Raw genomic sequence first — 17,586 nt, 5'->3', positions numbered from 1 at the left:
GTTTTAGGAGAAGTGACTATGTCAAAAAAAGAGGGACTAGAGGAAACTGCCGGTAATAGTCAGGCAGGAACAGCTTCTTCAGGTCATACAGAAAGCAGAAGAAGACTCTACTGGAAATGGTCTGGCTTGATGCTGGTCTTTACACTGGCCATATTTGTTTCACTTTATACAATCAGTTCATACAGCAATGTGAAAGATGTATCAGTGGAAGGGACCAGTGAGGTATATGATCAGGAAGTATTCAATAACAGTTCGATCACTATAGGGGATTCTGTTCTAGGTACGTATTTTGGAAGAGAAGATATCGAAACAAGGATAACAGAAGCAATTCCTCAGGTTTCCGGTGCTGAACTGAAGGTGACTGGACTGCAGTCTGTAGCGATAACGATCAGCGAATACGAAACAGTTGCGTTTCTTCAGACGGATGATCATTACCAGAAAATACTTGAGAATGGTGTCATTCTGGATGAAACGTTACCTAGAATCACATCCAGCCAGCCCATACTGCTGAATTTTTCACAAGGAGAAGCGCTCGAGCGCATGCTTTCGACTTATGAAGAAGTGGATGACCAGGTTCAGTCATTGATATCTGAAATAGTACACGTGGAAGATGATCACAACCCGATGCTTGTACGGGCATTTATGAACGATGGAAATGAGGTGCTTGCCTCGATCCCGACTTTTGCAGAACGGATGAACTATTATCTCCAGATGAGAGAAACAGTAGATGGTAATGGTGTTTTCGATCTGGAAGCCGGTGCTTATTTCATCCCTTATGACTCAGAGGAATACGAGTCCTATGAAAATGAAGAGGATATGGATCAGGGCGGGGAGTAGTCTGCTCTTATAAATATCTAAGAAGTCTCATCCTGGCGGTGAGGCTTTTTTAATTACTAATTTTGGAAATCGAAGCATCTGTACTGTTACAGAAAAGCAATTCAAATATACTGATAAATCAATAAATAGGCTTCAATATACACGTGAGTTTATGGTAGAATGATATGTATCAATAGTTAAAATCGAAACAGCGTGTTTGAATTTGATTATTGAAGAATGGGAGGTTTCAATAAAGTGAAGGATGGAATTTATTCAAGTTTAGATATTGGAACCACTTCAATAAAAGTCATTGTTTCTGAAGTGTTGAATGGCAAGATGAATGTTATTGGAGTTGGCAGTGAAAAATCTAATGGAATCAACAAAGGATTAATAATTGATATTGACGAAACAGCACTGTCTATAACAAAAGCAGTCAAACAGGCAGAAGAAAAATCTGGTATACAGATCGGCTCACTCATTGTAGGGGTACCTGCCACTAATATTGAAATCAATCCTTTTCACGTGACCGTTTCAAATGAAAATGCTTCACAGGAAATTAACGAATCATTACTCAAAAAAATTATAGAGCAAGTCAGGACTAAGAAAACACCGTCCGATAAGACACTTCTCTCGATTATGGTAGAAGAGTTTTTAGTCGATGGGTTCGACGGGATAAAAGATCCTAGAAAAATGGTTGGAGATCAAGTTGAACTTTACGGCACACTTCTGGCGACATCAAAAACAGTTCTGCACAACATTAAAAAAAGCGTCAATAATGCAGGGTACAGTATCAGCGATTTGATTTTTCAGCCTGAAGCGATGGCTGGACTGATCATGTCAGAAGATGAGCGACGTTTCGGCACCATTCAGATTGATCTTGGGGGAGGGCAGACTTCCGCTTCTGCTGTTCATGACGAACAGGTGAAATATGCCACAATCGTTCAGGAGGGTGGAGAAAACATCACAAAAGATATCTCAGTTGTTCTGAATACGTCATTGAAGAATTCTGAGAAGCTTAAAAGAGAAGTTGGCTATGCGTATAGTGAACTGACTGATGAAAGAGACCAGACCCTTTCAATAGATGTTGTTGGACAAGAAGGGACAGTAGATGTAAAGGAATCATACATCGCTGAAATAATTGAGGCCAGACTGGCTCAGATTTTTGAAAAAATTAAATTTGAACTGGATAATATAGGTGCATTTGATCTTCCGGGTGGAATCATTCTAACAGGTGGTACAGCTGCCATAACTGGAGTGAAAGAACTGGCGGAAGACATTTTTGAAGTGAATATCAAAACGTACATACCCGATTTCATGGGCGTTCGTTACCCTTCTTTCTCAAATGCCATTGCACTTGTTTACACTAAAGCACATATGGATGAGCTGACCAAGCTTCTCAATACCATTGTCTTAAACAATGAGTATATACAGACGGAAGATCAGCCAGCTGAAAAACTTCCAGCTGTCTCCAGCAAGCAGTCTAAAGTCAGCAGTAACCACAGTAATGCTTCTAGCGATTCATTTATTGATAAAATAAAATCAATCTTTTCGAGTTTTTTTGATTAAATTGGATAAGGTTATACAGGAGGAAAAAGAATGGAATTAGGATTTGATTCAGCAATCTCAAACGGAGCAGTCATTAAAGTAATCGGTGTGGGTGGAGCTGGAGGAAACGCTGTTAACCGTATGATCGAAGACGATGTACAAGGCGTGGAATTTATTGTTGCAAATACTGACCTGCAGGCACTGGATATGATGAGTGCAGAAACTAAAATTCAATTAGGACCTAAGCTGACTAGAGGACTTGGAGCAGGAGCCAACCCCGAAGTAGGAAGAAAATCTGCTGAGGAAAGTGAAGAAGCTATTGCCGATGCTCTACAGGGAGCTGATATGGTTTTCGTCACTGCAGGAATGGGTGGCGGAACTGGAACTGGTGCTGCGGGAATCGTGGCACGTATTGCTAAAGAACAAGGCGCACTGACAGTCGGTGTCATTACTCGACCATTCACTTTTGAAGGACCGAAGAAAGGCCGATTCGCAGCCGAGGGTATTGCATCAATGCGTGAACATGTGGATACACTAGTAACGATCTCAAATAACCGTTTGCTTGAAATCGTAGATAAGAAGACCCCGATGATGGAAGCTTTCAGAGAGGCTGACAACGTTTTAAGACAAGGGGTACAGGGTATTTCAGATCTGATCACGAATCCCGGTTATGTCAACTTGGACTTTGCAGATGTTAAAACTGTCATGGAAAATCAGGGATCAGCATTGATGGGTATCGGTACAGCAACAGGAGAAAACCGAACAGCTGAAGCAACTAAAAAAGCAATCTCATCACCACTACTTGAAGTCTCTCTGGATGGTGCTGAAAATGTACTTCTAAATATTACGGGCGGATCTGACCTGACGCTATTTGAAGCACAGGATGCTTCAGATATCGTGTCTGCAGCAGCTACAAACGACGTTAATATTATCTTCGGTACATCAATCAATGAAGATCTGGGCGATGAGGTTATCGTAACGGTTATTGCAACAGGTATAGATGCTGAGAAAAACCAGAAGCAGAAGCCAGCTCCATCTAAGAAGCAGTCAAAACCTTCCACACCTGCATCAAATGAAAAGGATCCTTTCGGCAACTGGGATATCCGTAAAGAACCTAACCTCAGGGACAGACACAATGCAGACCTGGACGAAAAAGCTGAAAACCGTAAAGAGTCGGCTTCCGGAAATCTATTTTCCAGAGATGATGAAACCGACAGCACAAATGAAGAAATGGACACTCCGCCGTTCTTCAGACGTCGACGTAAATAACAGTCACTGGAAAGGAAGAGTAAAATGAGCATCAAAGATAAACTGAATGATTACTTTTCTTTAAACGATACTGACAACGACCTAGAAGAAGACCTGTCAGAGCAGACACCGAAAAAAGAGAAGAAAAAAGCCACTGAGGCAGCTGCCCCGACTTATAGAGGGGTCGACGAGCTAAAAAAATCTGCCTCTCAGAATGTTGTGGCCATCAACCACCAGCAGGCTCTGAAAAAGCCTCGCATTAAAGTGATGGAACCAAGGCTCTATTCTGATGTTCAGTCCATTGCTGACCTGCTTCTTGGCAATCAGTCAGTCATCCTGAACTTCAGAAGAATGGAAAAGAATCAGGCCAAGAAAATGATCGATTTTCTTATGGGGACCACCTATGCGATCAAGGGAGATATTCAGAGACTCGGCGAAGAAATTTTCATCTGTACCCCTCATTCTTTCGAAATCGATGGGGCAGAACTACAGGCATTAAAAAACAGTGAATACTAATGAGAACGGAGCTTTACTTTATAAATGGGCCTTCAAATATTAAGTGTGCTATATAATCTAATCATGCAGGGGCTGCAGGTCTATAGAATAGCACTTGTTGTATACTTTTTGCTGTCATGGCTTCCAGGTGGATATCAGTCTAGCCTGGGGCAGTTTCTGATCAGAATCTGTGAACCGTATGTCGGATTCTTCAGACGCTTCGTTCCGCCGATTGGAATGATCAGTTTGGCAGGACTAGCCGCACTATTTTCTCTGACATTTGTGGGTTACGGAATTGATGCAGTTTTCAGCATACTATTTAATCTAGTTAGACAGTTTGGATGAGATGACAATGGAATCAGTGTATCAGCATTTTAGAGAAGAAGAAAAACAGTTTATCGATCAAGTCAGTGATTGGCTGCGTCAGGTAGAAATGCAGTATACGCCATACCTCAGTCCATTTCTGGATCCTAGACAGCAGTTTATTGTTGAGTCGATAGCTGGGCAATATGACGATATAAAGATAAGTACGTATGGGGGATATGAGGCAGCCGAACGCAGGCGCCTCTTTCTGTCACCGTCTTACTTTGATCCTGCTCAGAATGATTTCGACATTAGAATCGCTGAAATAAGATACCCTAGGAAGTTTGCGGACTTGAGTCACGGAAAAATACTCGGTACGCTTATCGGGTCAGGAATCGACAGGAGTACAATTGGAGATATCATTTCAGATGGTGACCGCTGGCAGTTCTTTGCAGACGGATCGATCATGGATTTCTTGATGTCTTCTGTAGACAAGATAGGAAAAATCACTATCCAGCTTGAAGAAATATCCTATACGGATCTGATTCTTCCAAAAGACAGCTGGGAAGATAGAGATGAAATTGTTTCTTCATTAAGACTGGATGTTGTTCTTGCTGGTGCTTTTAATATTTCCAGACAGAAATCCAAAGAGCTTATTGCTTCTGGAAAAGTAAAGGTAAACTGGAATGAAACAGATCGGCCGGATACTGTACTCGGTATTAATGATGTCGTATCTATTAGGGGATACGGTCGGTTAAGACTGCAGTCGATTGAAGGGAAAACAAAAAAAGAAAAAATCCGACTATCGCTGGGCGTTCTGGACAGAAACAGTTAATTGTTTCTTGAGATAATGATTCAGTTTCATTATACTAAAGGCATTGGAGCCTAATAAAATGTGGAGGTGTTTTTCCATGGCATTAACACCATTGGATATACATAATAAGGAATTTCCTGTTAAAATGCGAGGGTATGATCAGGACGAAGTAAATGATTACCTTGATCAGATTATAAAAGACTATGAAATGCTGTTGAAGCAGAAGAAAGAAACTGAAAAGAAACTGAGTTTTGCTGAAGAAAAACTAGCGAACTATGATCAGATGCATGATTCACTCAATAAATCGATTTTAGTCGCTCAAGATGCAGCTGACCGCTTGAAGCAGAATGCAGAAAAAGAAGCGGAAATGATTACAAAAGAAGCAGAAACACAAGCTTCCAATGTTAAGCACGACGCAGAGAATCATGCAGATGAGCTTCTGAAAGATGCAGTGAACAAAGCTAGACGCATCGAGCAGGAAACAGAAGAATTGAGAAAACAGAGTCGTATTTTTAGGCAGAGACTTCAGCTGATGATTGAATCTCAGCTGGAACTGGTTAAAAAGGAAGAATGGGAGGATCTTCTTCAGCCGCCAACCTCTGAACAGCCGGATATCGAAACAATTAAAGAAGTTAAGAAAGAACTGGAAGACAGGCAGAACGAAGATCAGGTCGATGAAGTTGAAGAGACTGAAGAACTGGACGGATACGAAGAAGGCATGACGCCCGCGGTCGAACTTCCTGAAGTAAAATAATTTAAGATACTTAAAACACAACAGATAGTGGACGCTTAACAGAGAGTCAATAACTGGTGAGAATTGACAAGCGGAAGCTATGTGTTATCATTTAAGTCAACAAGTACTGAAATAAGTAAGTACTTGCGTCATTCTGCGTTAAGGAAGCAAAGGAAAGGAGAAGGCTTATTCTTCACTTTTCAAAATTAAGGTGGTACCACGATGATTTCGTCCTTTCGGATGAGGTCTTTTTTTTATCAAAAATTATAGAAAAAGGTGAAATGATGGAAATCAAAGATACATTGAATTTACTGAAAACAGATTTTCCCATGCGAGCGGGCTTGCCGAACAAAGAACCAGAGAGACAGAAGGAATGGGAAGAAGCAGACGTCTATAACAAGAGACAGGAGCTGAACAAAGACAAGCCGCCTTTTGTTCTTCATGATGGTCCTCCATATGCGAATGGAAATATCCATATCGGACATGCTTTGAACAAAATTTCAAAGGATATTATCGTCAGATATAAATCCATGTCTGGTTTCAGATCCCCATATGTACCAGGATGGGATACGCATGGATTGCCTATCGAACAGGCCTTGACTAACACAGGAGTAGACAGAAAGTCCATGTCAGTCGTGGAATTCAGAAAGCTTTGTGAAGAATATGCCTGGGAACAGATTGAAAAGCAGAGAACAGACTTCAAACGTCTAGGAGTAGCAGGCGAATGGGATAATCCATACGTGACCATGACGAAAGACTATGAAGCGGAACAGATCCGCGTTTTCGGTAAGATGGCTGAAAAAGATTATATCTATCGAGGACTTAAACCGATTTACTGGTCTCCTTCAAGTGAATCAGCTCTTGCTGAAGCAGAAATCGAGTACCATGATGTGCGTTCGGCTAATATTTATGTGGCATTTACAGTAAAAGATGGCAACGATCTTCTGGATAAGGATACATCATTCATCATCTGGACAACGACACCATGGACACTGCCTGCGAACTTAGCTATTGCAGTTAAGCCTGACACGAATTATGCTGTACTGGAAGCAGACGGCCGTAAATTTGTTGTAGCATCCAAACTAGCTGAAGAAGTTGCAGAGACCCTTGAGTGGACTGATGTGACATTGATTAAAGAAGTAGCCGGCAAAGATCTCGAAGGGATCACTGCACAGCATCCATTTTACGATCGTGAGTCTTTACTGATTTTAGGGGATCACGTTACCCTTGAAGATGGTACTGGACTTGTCCATACTGCTCCTGGACACGGGGAAGATGACTTTATCGTCTGCCAGAAGTATCAGTTGCCTGTTCTGTCTCCAGTAGACGAAAAAGGCTGCTTCACTGACGAAGCTCCAGGACTGGAAGGCCAGTTCTATGACAAAGCAAATAAACAGATCACTGAATGGCTGGAAGAGAATGATGCGCTGCTTAAACTTGATTTCTTTACTCACAGCTATCCACATGACTGGCGAACAAAGAAACCGGTAATATTCAGAGCGACTCCGCAGTGGTTTGCTTCTATAAACAATTTCAGAGATGATATTCTTGATGCTGTACAGAAAGTGGACTGGCTGCAGCCTTGGGGAATGCAGCGTATTTATAACATGGTCAGAGACCGTGGAGACTGGGTCATTTCCAGACAGCGTGCCTGGGGTGTACCATTACCGATATTCTACGGTGAAAACGGTGATGCGATCATTACTCCGGAAACAACGGAACATGTTGCCCAGCTATTCGAGGAACATGGCTCGAATAGCTGGTTTGAAAAAGAACCTGCAGATCTGTTACCCGAAGGATTCACACATCCATCCAGTCCTAATGGGGTATTTACGAAAGAAACAGATATCATGGACGTATGGTTCGATTCCGGATCTTCTCACCATGCAGTACTGCGCAAAAGAGAGAACCTGACCTTCCCGGCAGACTTATACCTTGAAGGATCCGATCAGTATAGAGGCTGGTTCAACTCCAGTATCACGACGTCTGTCGCAATAAATGGAGTATCTCCTTATAAAGCTGTTCTTTCTCAAGGAATGGTTCTTGATGGCAAAGGGAAGAAAATGAGTAAATCGATTGGTAATGTAATCGATCCTAATAAGGTCATCAAGCAGATGGGTGCCGATCTGATCCGTCTTTGGGTATCCAGTGTAGATACTCAGGCAGATGTAAAAGTCAGCATGGATATTCTTAAACAGGTATCGGAAATTTACAGAAAGATCAGAAATACGATTCGCTTCCTGATCCAGAATACTGAAGATTTCGACTTTAAAGCGGATGGTATTGCTTATGAAGACTTACGCCCAGTGGATCAGTACTTGATGAACCGTCTGAACCAGACAGTGAAAAACGTCGTGGATGGCTATGAGCGTTATGATTTTTCAGATATCTTTAAAGAAATCAATCAGTTCTGTACAGTGGATGTTTCAAACTTCTATGCGAACTTCTCCAAAGATGTTCTGTATATAGATGCACCTGATGCCTACAGTAGACGAGCGATGCAGACAGTTTTCTATCACATCATCAGAGATCTGACTAAATTGCTTACGCCGATCCTGCCTCACTCAGCTGAAGAAATGTGGACATACCTGCAGGAAGAAGAGGATTTCGTACAGCTGTCAGAATTCCCTGAAGTACAGTCCTTCAGCAATGAGGAAGAAGTACTTGAAAACTGGAGTGCATTCATGACATTCCGAGACAAAGTACTGAAAGCTAACGAAGTGGCAAGAGAGAATAAAGTGATCGGAAAAGACTTTGAAGCGAAAACAACAGTCTACGCTTCAGATGATATCAGAAGTCTTCTAGATACACTTGACAGTGATATCCGCCAGATCCTTATCGCTTCTGAATTCAGTGTAAAAGGTTTAGATGAAAAACCTCAAGACGATGAGTCTGTTCTTGATTTCGATGGAGTAGCGATCAAGGTCGAACGTATGCCGGGGGAGGTATGCACACGCTGCCGTATAACGTCTGAAGAGACAGTGGCTCTGAATGAAGATGAGCAGTTGTGCCCGCGCTGCCATTCTATTTGTAAAGAGCACTACCCTGAAGTTCTGAACAGTTAAAGTGCTTAAAAAAATTGAGTTCCTGTGTTTTCGATTGAAAACTAGAGGAACTCATTTTTTTAATGCTAATTTCAATATAGAGTTATTGATTTAAAACGTTTACTTTTGTATAATTTTATATGTAATGGAGGTTTAACTGCTTAATCCTAACTTTCATAGTAGTATGTCAGTCTTAGATTTCTGTTGCAAGAAAACAAGTAGGAGGAAAGTACTTATGGCTCAAGGTAAGGTCAAGTGGTTCAACGCTGAAAAAGGCTTCGGATTTATAGAAGTTGAAGGACATGAAGATGTATTTGTCCACTACAGTGCAATTAATAGTGAAGGGTATAAGTCACTTGATGATGGTCAGGAAGTAGAGTTCGACATCATCGAAGGTGACAGAGGACCTCAAGCATCCAACGTTGAAAAACTGTGATAATAAAAAACTTCCTCAAGTACAGACTTGAGGAAGTTTTTTATATTGAAATTTGTTATTATAATCTGCTTGCAATCAAGTCATAGATGAAAACTATCAATATTGCCCCTACAATTGCAGGAATAATATAGAAGCCACCTAATTCAGGTCCCATCTGGAATAACGCGTGACCTGCCCAGGCACCAACGAACCCTATAATAATGTTACCTATAATACCACCTGGCACATCAGTACCAACAATAGCCTGACCGATTGCACCAATCACTCCACCCACTATAAGTGACCAAATAAATCCTAACATAATACATCTCTCCTCTTTCGTTTTGAATAACTTACATACTTAGTATAGTAAACTGTCACATTTTGTTCAAATATTTACACTTGAAAAAGATAACATTGTACTGTTTAATTAGAATCAGTTGTTTTTTGGTTCAGTCAGTTGTAGTAATTGATCTTTCAAACGGTTTTCAAGCTGCTGAAGCTGAACTTCTGCTTCTTTACGCTTGGATCGTCCTTCCCGTTGTATAGATAAGGTTTCTTCCAATGTCTCAACAAGATCGGCCTGAGTTTTTTCAAGCGTTTCAATGTCGATGACACCGCGCTCGTTTTCTTTAGCTGTTTCAATTGAGGACTGTTTTAACATTTCTGAATTCTTAGTCAGAAGTTCGTTAGTTGTCTCAGATACCTGTCTCTGAGCCGTAACAGCTTCCTTCTGACGAAGGAGAGTCAGTGCAACAACGATCTGGTTTTTCCATAAAGGAATAGCAGTATTAATGGATGTCTGTATCTTTTCACTTAAGGCCTGATTGGTATTCTGGATGAGACGGATCTGAGGGGCCTGCTGAATTGTCATCTGACGAGCAGTCTTCAAATCATAAACTCGCTTATCCAGACGATTCAGGAACTGATTCAAGTCATTTACCTTCTGGACTTCCATCTGGTTGCCGCTTTCCTCCGCATGCTTGACGGCCTGTGGAATGACTTCATTGCTGAGCTCATCGATTTTTACTTCTCCGGCTGCTATATAGACATTCAAAGCTTCGAAGTACTCATAGTTCTTTTCGTATAATTCTTCAAGCATGACATTGTCTTTAAGAAGCAGTTCACGCTCTTTGTCCAGCTTGACGGCTATTTTGTCAACTTGAGCACCGATCTTCTGATATTTGGCTGTCGTTTCATAGATTGAACGGTTGATTTTTCGGAACATTTTTTTGAAGATGTTTCGGTCATCTGCCTTGAGTTCATTAGGATTAGCCTCATTCAAACGAAACATCAGATCATTGAGGGTTTCGCCGATATGACTGGTCTCCTGATTCTGAACATGATTCAGTACGGAATGTGAAAACTCTCCAAGTTTCTGCTGGGCTTGAGCACCGTAGTTCAGAAGTGAATCAGTGTCAGAAGTATCGATCATTTTTGCCAGTTCGTAAGCTTGTTTTTTTCTCGTTTCATTTAAAGTATCGATCACTTTTTTTACTTCATTCTGCTTTTTTATTTCTTTTTTTTCTACAGAGCTTTCAGTATCAGAAGAAGCACCAAAAGGATTTGCCAATAAGTCGTCGATTTCACTCTGTTCTTTTTTTTCGAACAAATCATTATCTTCGTTTGCCATTGTAACAGCTCCTTGTGTATGGGTTAGTATTAAAGTTCATCATTCAATGTACGTTTAGCCAGCTCGATTTCGACATCAAGATCCTGGATATCGTCTTCTTTAAACATGACATAATCTTCTACGATCTGCCCGCACATATTGTCGATTGTCTGAGATGATTTCTCAAGAATATCATAGGTTGCTTTGCTTTTAGCCTTGTGGTTTTCAATTTCAACGTATTTTTTAACCAGATCTGCCAGTGATGGCAGGTGGACGTATAGAAACTGGTCGACTTCATGAAGACGATCAGGTTCATCGGTAATTTCCTTGAACAATGCTTTTGATAGGGCTACCGTGTTATTGCGGTTTTCAATTGCTCTAAGCTTACCAGACTGAGTCATATTCTTTTCGATCATTATAACCTGTTCTTTCGCTTTGTGCATTGTTTTTCTGAAGTACTGAATATCTTCTTTAGATAGGCCTTTTGAAGTATAAAAGGCTTCTTTCTCCTGGGTCATCTTCGGTAATTTTTGGCTTGTATTCTTTGCAGAAGATGTCTTTCTACCAAATTTTTTCAACATAAGCACTCCAGCTCCTATACTCAGCCCCAAAGCGAGCAGTCCGTTAAATTCAAGTCCGATCATCATGATGAATATAAATAGAGAAGTGAGTAAAGTTAGTGTATAAATTAAAGATGTATATAGTGTTGACTGTTTCATTGTTGATCCTCCATTCTGGTGAAACGATTACTTATTCTAACTATATAGTATCACAAAATATGGTAGAATTGACATAAGACCTAAGATGGATTTAACAGGATATGAACGATAATTATATAATGAAAATTGCTGGCGAATCCTGTATGATTAACGGTATGTGAGGAGTGGACCAATGGATTTTAAAGAAGAAACGATCAAGGAAACATCAGTATATAAAGGAAACATTACAGAGTATACGGTACAGGAAGTCAGGCTCCCTAATGGAAAAACGGCTCAGAGAGAAATAGTCAGACACGATGGAGCTGCTGCGGTCATTCCTTTTATCAACGACGATGAAATCATACTTGTCAAACAGTACCGTAAGGCGATCGAGCATATCAGTATTGAAATACCTGCTGGCTTGAAAGACGAGTCGGATGCCAGTGGATCTGTAACTGCTGCACGTGAACTTGAAGAAGAAACTGGCTATAGAACAAATAACCTTTCTTTTGTGACTTCTTTTTATAGTACACCAGGGTTTACAAATGAATTTCTTGAAATCTATGAAGCGACAGATTTGTACTTAGCAGAAAATCCGCTTTCCCAAGATGAGGATGAAAATGTCGAAGTAATGATCGTAACATATGATGAAGCCTGGGATCTATATGACCAAGGGTTACTCAGGGATTCCAAGACAGTTTTCGCCTTGTTCTACTGGAAAATGAAAAAAACTATGAAGAAAGACTGAGGATGATAAGGATGTCTTCAAGAAGTGAACTGAAAAAACAGAAAAAACTGGATGAAATAAAGAAAAAAAAAGAAAGCAGATTAAGAAAAGCTGAAGATCGGAAGAAGGAAAGAAAACTATCTAAAAAAGGACGCACATCAAAGAAAAGACTGAATGAGATGGAGAAGTACCGCCGAGTGGAAAAACAGCTTACTCTGGCCATTATTATAGTCGCGCTACTGCTTATAATCGTTCTGGCGTTCGTTTTCTTTATCTGAGCTTATCACTATAAGGAAAGGGTGTTTAGATGAAATTAGGAATTATAGCTGCGATGGAGCAGGAAATCCGATTGCTCACTGACGAGTTGTCTGACATGAGTCAATCTGAGATTGCGAATCAAACCTTTTATGAAGGTAAGTTAGGACAAACCAATGTCGTTCTAGTACAGTCTGGTATTGGAAAAGTCAACGCAGCGATCGCAACGACTCTGCTGATCAACAGATTTAATGCTGATACGGTAATCAATACAGGATCAGCAGGAGGCATAGGAGAAGGACTCAGAGTAGGGGACCTTGTCATTTCAACAAGATTGAGCTACAATGACGCCGACGCAAGAGCCTTTGGTTATGCATTCGGTCAGATACCGCAGATGCCTGAATACTACGAAGCAGATACAGGAACAGTAAAGGTTTTAAAAACAGCGGCTTTAAAAACTGAATGGACAGTTAAAGACGGGCTTATAGTGAGTGGGGATTCCTTTATCAGCAATGCTTCTGCAATCCAGCAAATCAAATCCTATTTCAGTGATGCACTGGTTACAGAAATGGAAGGAACAGCTGTCGCACAAACGTGTTATCAGTTCGATATTCCATTTGCTGTGGTCAGGGCAGTATCTGATGTCGCAGATGAAGAAGCATCTGTGTCATTCAATGAATTTATCGAATCTGCTGGGAAAAAATCTGCAGAAATGGTTCTTTGCTATATTGAGTTAATAGAAGAAAATGATTCGGTCGACTCGTCATCTATATGAGCAAATAAACCGGTTCAGCTGATCTCTATTAATATTGTGAAACCCGTTATATCACAAGGTGAGACATTTTCGTCTCCTTGTGATATAACGGGCATTTTTGTTGGCAGGCAGATAGCCAGTATTTAGTTTCCAGTCATTTTTTTGTGAAAGCTTGCATTTGTTCAAATTATTCGATATAATTCTCAAAGAGAATGATAATCATTCTCAGTTACTGAACAAAAATACTACAATCCACTGAATGTTAAAGGACTGGATGAGATGGAAGGCAGCAAAATTGAAAGGCGGAAACCGTTTAATTGGATTATGATCGCCTTGCTGATTGTTTTTACAGTAGTCTCGATCTTTACGGGCGTAAATGATTTGAGCATCGGAAACGTATTCAGTCTGACCGATACACAAAGGCTGATTCTGCTGACTACCCGACTGCCGAGAACCATAAGCCTGATACTGGCAGGCAGTACATTAGCCATTTCCGGTCTACTAATGCAGCAGCTGACACAAAACAAATTCGTTTCTCCTACAACTGCGGGAACATTTGCGAGTGCACGGTTAGGCATAGTTACAGCCATTATTTTCTTTTCACATTATTCGCTGACTCAAAAAACTGTTCTGGCATTTATCTTTTCACTGATCGGCACCTTTACTTTTATCTTGTTTGTCCGTTCTGTCAAGATAAAAAATGCGGTAATGATTCCTCTTGTGGGGCTGATGTTCGGAAATATAGTCAACTCCTTGAGTACATACCTGGCTGTCCAGTATGAAGTTGTGCAAAATACATCCTCATGGCTTCAAGGAAATTTTTCTCTTATCTCTTCTACTAATTATCAGCTGCTGTTTCTTTCTGTGCCGCTGCTGTTTCTTTCTGTGCCGCTGCTGTTTCTTATATACTTACTTGCGCACTATTTCACTATTATGGGACTGGGAAAAGATGTATCGATTGAACTGGGCGTACCTTATGGGCTTTTAGAGCTCGCAGGCGTGACGATTGTTGCACTGGCAACCTCAGCAATTATTCTGACAGTTGGAAGTATTCCATTTGTAGGTATCGTAGTACCAAATCTTATATCTTTGAAAAAAGGTGACCACTTCGGGAAAATACTTTTTCCTACAGCAGGCTTTGGTGCACTGTTTCTTCTGGTCACCGATGTCTTATCACGTACGCTCATCTTTCCATATGAAATACCGATTAGTGTCGTCATTGGTGTGGTAGGAAGTGTGCTCTTCTTATACTTACTGCTTAGAGGGGAATCCAGATGAATACAAAACGATTAAACCTGCTTTTCTCACTGCTGCTGATCAGCATCTCGGTGTTTCTGTTTCTATACTTGACCTTTAACACAAGAGGAAATCTGTCCTTTGCAATTAGGCTGAGAAGCCAGCGTATTGTTCCATTTTTCCTCGTAGGATTTTCGTCTACCATAGCGACCATTGTTTTTCAGACCATGACCCAGAATATTATACTGACACCAAATATTATCGGTCTGGATTCAATGTACATCCTGATTCAGACAGTCATCATCTTCTTTTTTGGTATGAACCATCTACTGGTCACTCATCCCCAGCTCAATTTTTTCCTGAGTCTGCTGCTGATGATTGGAGGGAGCCTGGGCATGTTCTGGCTGTTCTTCAAGAAATACCCAGGGAAGATCTATCTTATGCTGATGACAGGACTGATCCTCGGAACATTTTTTAGCAGCTTCACTAATTTTCTTCAAATCATTATTGATCCAAATGAATTTGATAGTCTGTTTGCGCGAACGATTGCCAGTTTCAATAGAGTAGATGTGACACTCGTCGGCTTCTCGGTTCTCATAACGGTTCCTGTACTTATTTATCTCTTTAAAGAAAGCCGGACCCTGGATGTTCTTCATCTAGGAAGAGCCTACGCCTTGAATCTTGGAATCAATATCGACCAGTACTACTTGATCCTGTTCATCATGGTAAGTATCCTTACAGCTGTATCGACTGCTCTAGTAGGTCCTGTATCCTTCTTAGGGTTTATCGGAGCTAATATTGCTTATCGTCTGTTCGACACATATAAACATGCAACCTTGTTTATTGGAGGCAGCCTTATCTCGGTATTATTCATACTATCCGGTCAGCTGCTGGTTGAACATGTCTTCAGATTACAAACGACATTAGGTGTAATTATTCAGTTCGTAGGGGGCATCTATTTCCTGTTTATACTATTTAAAGAAAGGAATGTTTGATCATGATGGAAGTCCAGAATGTGACAAAACGTTATGGCGAAACAATTGTAGTGAACAATGTCAGCTTGCCGATCGAAAAGGGTAAGATGACTGCATGCATCGGACCTAACGGAGCAGGAAAGAGCACGCTGCTCGAAATGGTAAGTAGACTGATTCCTCAGGATACCGGACATATCTATATAGATGGAAACGAGGTAAAAACCTGGAAGAAAGGTGATTTTGCCAAACGGCTGTCTGTACTCAAACAGACCAACCAGATGAATGTCCGGCTCACGGTAAGAGAGCTCGTCTCATTTGGGCGATTTCCTTATACAAAAGGCCGGCTGAATCAGCATTGTCATGAGATGATCAACAATTCCTTGGAGTATCTTGGGCTTGTGGATTTACAGAGCCGTTATATCGATACACTGTCAGGAGGTCAGCTTCAGAGAGCGATGATCGCTATGGTTCTCTGTCAGGATACAGATTATATCCTGCTGGACGAACCGTTAAATAATCTCGATATGAGTTACGGGGTCCAGATGATGAAAACACTCAGACGCCTGGTTGATGAACTTGGAAAGACAGTCATAACTGTCGTGCATGACATCAACTTTGCTGCAAGTTATGCGGACAATATTGTCGCCATGAAAGAAGGCCGACTTTTTGCTTCCGGACCGGTTGACGAGATGATCACTAAACCTGTACTGGATGACTTGTACGATATGGATGTCAAGATTATTGAAAGTAACGGCACTAAATATTGTCTGTACTATACTAATTAAATTTAAAAACAAAGAATAGGAGAAGAGACAATGAAGAAATCAGATTTAGTAAGATGGGGACTCATTCTGAGTACACTGACCTTAACAGCATGCGGAGACACACAAGAAGAGAATGTGGATTCAAGTGCAGCTGACGGAGAAGAAACTGTGTTAGAAGACAGTTCAGAAGAAAACGTGGAAGAAACGGAAGAATCACCTTCTGTCGTGACGATTGAAGATGCTGCAGGCAATACAGTAGAGGTACCGGCTGATCCGCAGACTATAGCTGTGTTTGACAACGGCCAGCTGGATAATCTGTCTACCCTAGGTCTTGGAGAGCGTGTGGTGCTGATAGCTTCTCCTAATCTTCCTGATCATTTATCTGAGTACGAAGATATTGAGGTTGCCGGAAGCTTTTTTGAGATCGATCTGGAAGTGACAAATGCAGCTCAACCTGATCTGATTATAGTAGCTGGTCGGTCAAGTTCGGCCTATGATGATCTGAAAGATATTGCTCCGACGATCGATTTGAGTAATGACTCGACAGCCTATTTTGACTCAATAGACAGCAATCTGGACCGTCTTGGTATGATTTTTGGTTTAGAAGATGAAGCAGAAGCCATCATGTCAGAACTTAAAACTGAGCTTGAAGAGCTGAGAGAGCGTGCAGAGGCGTCAGAGTTGACGACTTTGATGGCTATGTACAATGAAGGCTCACTTTCAGCATATGGACCGGGTTCACGATTCGGTGTGGTTCATGATGCCTTTGGATTTACACCTGTTGATGAAGGGATCGAAGAAGCAAATCACGGCATGGAAATCTCCTTCGAATATGTGCTCGAGATGGATCCGGATCTTCTCTTTGTCATTGACCGAACTGCTGCAATAGGCGGCGATACGTCTTCTCAGCCAATAGAAGAAAATGCGGTCATTCAGCAGACATCCGCATTCCAGTCTGATTCCATCTATTATCTGTCACCAGCTGCATGGTACCTCGCTGAAGGCGGCGTAGGAACATTCCGCATCATGATGGATGAAGTAGGACAAGCTCTAGATTAATTGGACACACGACTTAAATAAGGGGGTAAGGTATCGGGATGAACTAATCCTGCATCCTTTCTCCTTTTTTGATACACTAATAAAGCAATGATAA

19 protein-coding genes are annotated in these 17,586 nt (G+C 41.1%); 16 read left to right on the top strand and 3 right to left on the bottom strand.

Going from position 1 to position 17,586, the window contains the following annotated elements; all coding sequences use genetic code 11:
* Positions 1 to 18: 18 nt before the first annotated feature.
* From ACYQ4S_RS02905 to ACYQ4S_RS02865, 9 genes are all read left to right on the top strand, one after another.
* The gene (locus tag ACYQ4S_RS02905) at positions 19 to 837 is read left to right on the top strand and encodes a cell division protein FtsQ/DivIB (RefSeq protein WP_346025475.1); all 819 of its coding nucleotides are present in this window, start codon (positions 19 to 21) and stop codon (positions 835 to 837) included.
* Between the two features lie 234 nt (positions 838 to 1,071).
* Positions 1,072 to 2,382: a cell division protein FtsA gene (gene ftsA, locus ACYQ4S_RS02900; RefSeq protein WP_346025476.1), complete on the top strand. Its 1,311-nt coding sequence runs from the start codon at positions 1,072 to 1,074 to the stop codon at positions 2,380 to 2,382.
* A gap of 30 nt (positions 2,383 to 2,412) precedes the next feature.
* On the top strand, positions 2,413 to 3,630 hold the full coding sequence (ftsZ, locus tag ACYQ4S_RS02895; RefSeq protein ID WP_459769265.1) for a cell division protein FtsZ: 1,218 nt from the start codon (positions 2,413 to 2,415) through the stop codon (positions 3,628 to 3,630).
* A gap of 24 nt (positions 3,631 to 3,654) precedes the next feature.
* Positions 3,655 to 4,125 (top strand): cell division protein SepF, encoded by a 471-nt coding sequence (locus tag ACYQ4S_RS02890; RefSeq protein WP_346025478.1) that lies wholly within the window; start codon positions 3,655 to 3,657, stop codon positions 4,123 to 4,125.
* A gap of 24 nt (positions 4,126 to 4,149) precedes the next feature.
* Entirely contained in the window at positions 4,150 to 4,449 is a 300-nt protein-coding gene (locus ACYQ4S_RS02885) for a YggT family protein (protein ID WP_346025479.1), read from the top strand.
* A 7-nt stretch (positions 4,450 to 4,456) separates the two neighbouring features.
* A complete protein-coding gene (locus ACYQ4S_RS02880; RefSeq protein WP_346025480.1) occupies positions 4,457 to 5,242 on the top strand; it encodes a YlmH family RNA-binding protein in 786 nt (261 codons plus the stop codon).
* 76 nt (positions 5,243 to 5,318) lie between these two features.
* Entirely contained in the window at positions 5,319 to 5,975 is a 657-nt protein-coding gene (locus ACYQ4S_RS02875; RefSeq protein WP_459769262.1) for a DivIVA domain-containing protein, read from the top strand.
* A gap of 263 nt (positions 5,976 to 6,238) precedes the next feature.
* The gene (ileS, locus tag ACYQ4S_RS02870) at positions 6,239 to 9,019 is read left to right on the top strand and encodes an isoleucine--tRNA ligase (RefSeq protein WP_459769280.1); all 2,781 of its coding nucleotides are present in this window, start codon (positions 6,239 to 6,241) and stop codon (positions 9,017 to 9,019) included.
* A 214-nt stretch (positions 9,020 to 9,233) separates the two neighbouring features.
* Positions 9,234 to 9,434: a cold-shock protein gene (locus tag ACYQ4S_RS02865; RefSeq protein WP_091264554.1), complete on the top strand. Its 201-nt coding sequence runs from the start codon at positions 9,234 to 9,236 to the stop codon at positions 9,432 to 9,434.
* Positions 9,435 to 9,492: 58 nt separating this feature from the next.
* On the opposite strand, the gene ACYQ4S_RS02860 is transcribed toward ACYQ4S_RS02865, so the two are convergent.
* From ACYQ4S_RS02860 to ACYQ4S_RS02850, 3 genes are all read right to left on the bottom strand, one after another.
* Entirely contained in the window at positions 9,493 to 9,735 is a 243-nt protein-coding gene (locus ACYQ4S_RS02860) for a GlsB/YeaQ/YmgE family stress response membrane protein (RefSeq protein ID WP_091264552.1), read from the bottom strand.
* 114 nt (positions 9,736 to 9,849) lie between these two features.
* Positions 9,850 to 11,046: a toxic anion resistance protein gene (locus tag ACYQ4S_RS02855; protein WP_459769260.1), complete on the bottom strand. Its 1,197-nt coding sequence runs from the start codon at positions 11,044 to 11,046 to the stop codon at positions 9,850 to 9,852.
* Positions 11,047 to 11,075: 29 nt separating this feature from the next.
* Positions 11,076 to 11,744, bottom strand: coding sequence for a 5-bromo-4-chloroindolyl phosphate hydrolysis family protein (locus ACYQ4S_RS02850; protein ID WP_459769258.1), 669 nt, complete (start codon positions 11,742 to 11,744; stop codon positions 11,076 to 11,078).
* Between the two features lie 172 nt (positions 11,745 to 11,916).
* Between ACYQ4S_RS02850 and ACYQ4S_RS02845 the strand changes: the two genes are divergently transcribed.
* The 7 genes from ACYQ4S_RS02845 to ACYQ4S_RS02815 all read left to right on the top strand — a co-directional run bounded on the left by ACYQ4S_RS02845 (position 11,917) and on the right by ACYQ4S_RS02815 (position 17,492).
* A complete protein-coding gene (locus tag ACYQ4S_RS02845) occupies positions 11,917 to 12,471 on the top strand; it encodes an NUDIX hydrolase (RefSeq protein WP_459769257.1) in 555 nt (184 codons plus the stop codon).
* Between the two features lie 11 nt (positions 12,472 to 12,482).
* Complete coding sequence (locus tag ACYQ4S_RS02840; protein WP_459769255.1) at positions 12,483 to 12,728, top strand: hypothetical protein; 246 nt, start codon at positions 12,483 to 12,485, stop codon at positions 12,726 to 12,728.
* A 29-nt stretch (positions 12,729 to 12,757) separates the two neighbouring features.
* Positions 12,758 to 13,480: a 5'-methylthioadenosine/adenosylhomocysteine nucleosidase gene (locus tag ACYQ4S_RS02835; RefSeq protein WP_459769253.1), complete on the top strand. Its 723-nt coding sequence runs from the start codon at positions 12,758 to 12,760 to the stop codon at positions 13,478 to 13,480.
* Positions 13,481 to 13,738: 258 nt separating this feature from the next.
* Complete coding sequence (locus ACYQ4S_RS02830) at positions 13,739 to 14,737, top strand: ABC transporter permease (RefSeq protein WP_459769251.1); 999 nt, start codon at positions 13,739 to 13,741, stop codon at positions 14,735 to 14,737.
* Entirely contained in the window at positions 14,734 to 15,690 is a 957-nt protein-coding gene (locus ACYQ4S_RS02825) for an iron chelate uptake ABC transporter family permease subunit (RefSeq protein ID WP_459769249.1), read from the top strand. The genes ACYQ4S_RS02830 and ACYQ4S_RS02825 overlap by 4 nt, the downstream gene beginning before the upstream one ends.
* Positions 15,691 to 15,692: 2 nt before the next feature.
* Complete coding sequence (locus ACYQ4S_RS02820; RefSeq protein WP_459769248.1) at positions 15,693 to 16,454, top strand: iron ABC transporter ATP-binding protein; 762 nt, start codon at positions 15,693 to 15,695, stop codon at positions 16,452 to 16,454.
* A 30-nt stretch (positions 16,455 to 16,484) separates the two neighbouring features.
* Positions 16,485 to 17,492, top strand: a complete 1,008-nt coding sequence (locus ACYQ4S_RS02815) for a siderophore ABC transporter substrate-binding protein (protein WP_459769246.1) — start codon at positions 16,485 to 16,487, stop codon at positions 17,490 to 17,492.
* Positions 17,493 to 17,586 lie beyond the last annotated feature (94 nt).

The organism is Alkalibacterium sp. s-m-28 (assembly GCF_054658175.1).
Note: the sequence above shows the minus strand (reverse complement) of the source record. Positions and strands in the feature narration are given on the sequence as shown.

What these genes read in the sequence shown, in the direction of transcription:
- ACYQ4S_RS02905 (WP_346025475.1), top strand. Translation starts at nt 19, where the DNA reads ATGTCAAAAAAAGAGGGACTAGAGGAAACTGCCGGTAATAGTCAGGCA.
- ftsZ (WP_459769265.1), top strand. Translation starts at nt 2,413, where the DNA reads ATGGAATTAGGATTTGATTCAGCAATCTCAAACGGAGCAGTCATTAAA.
- ACYQ4S_RS02890 (WP_346025478.1), top strand. Translation starts at nt 3,655, where the DNA reads ATGAGCATCAAAGATAAACTGAATGATTACTTTTCTTTAAACGATACT.
- ACYQ4S_RS02885 (WP_346025479.1), top strand. Translation starts at nt 4,150, where the DNA reads ATGGGCCTTCAAATATTAAGTGTGCTATATAATCTAATCATGCAGGGG.
- ACYQ4S_RS02880 (WP_346025480.1), top strand. Translation starts at nt 4,457, where the DNA reads ATGGAATCAGTGTATCAGCATTTTAGAGAAGAAGAAAAACAGTTTATC.
- ACYQ4S_RS02875 (WP_459769262.1), top strand. Translation starts at nt 5,319, where the DNA reads ATGGCATTAACACCATTGGATATACATAATAAGGAATTTCCTGTTAAA.
- ileS (WP_459769280.1), top strand. Translation starts at nt 6,239, where the DNA reads ATGGAAATCAAAGATACATTGAATTTACTGAAAACAGATTTTCCCATG.
- ACYQ4S_RS02865 (WP_091264554.1), top strand. Translation starts at nt 9,234, where the DNA reads ATGGCTCAAGGTAAGGTCAAGTGGTTCAACGCTGAAAAAGGCTTCGGA.
- ACYQ4S_RS02860 (WP_091264552.1), bottom strand. Translation starts at nt 9,735, where the DNA reads ATGTTAGGATTTATTTGGTCACTTATAGTGGGTGGAGTGATTGGTGCA.
- ACYQ4S_RS02855 (WP_459769260.1), bottom strand. Translation starts at nt 11,046, where the DNA reads ATGGCAAACGAAGATAATGATTTGTTCGAAAAAAAAGAACAGAGTGAA.
- ACYQ4S_RS02850 (WP_459769258.1), bottom strand. Translation starts at nt 11,744, where the DNA reads ATGAAACAGTCAACACTATATACATCTTTAATTTATACACTAACTTTA.
- ACYQ4S_RS02845 (WP_459769257.1), top strand. Translation starts at nt 11,917, where the DNA reads ATGGATTTTAAAGAAGAAACGATCAAGGAAACATCAGTATATAAAGGA.
- ACYQ4S_RS02840 (WP_459769255.1), top strand. Translation starts at nt 12,483, where the DNA reads ATGTCTTCAAGAAGTGAACTGAAAAAACAGAAAAAACTGGATGAAATA.
- ACYQ4S_RS02835 (WP_459769253.1), top strand. Translation starts at nt 12,758, where the DNA reads ATGAAATTAGGAATTATAGCTGCGATGGAGCAGGAAATCCGATTGCTC.
- ACYQ4S_RS02830 (WP_459769251.1), top strand. Translation starts at nt 13,739, where the DNA reads ATGGAAGGCAGCAAAATTGAAAGGCGGAAACCGTTTAATTGGATTATG.
- ACYQ4S_RS02825 (WP_459769249.1), top strand. Translation starts at nt 14,734, where the DNA reads ATGAATACAAAACGATTAAACCTGCTTTTCTCACTGCTGCTGATCAGC.
- ACYQ4S_RS02820 (WP_459769248.1), top strand. Translation starts at nt 15,693, where the DNA reads ATGATGGAAGTCCAGAATGTGACAAAACGTTATGGCGAAACAATTGTA.
- ACYQ4S_RS02815 (WP_459769246.1), top strand. Translation starts at nt 16,485, where the DNA reads ATGAAGAAATCAGATTTAGTAAGATGGGGACTCATTCTGAGTACACTG.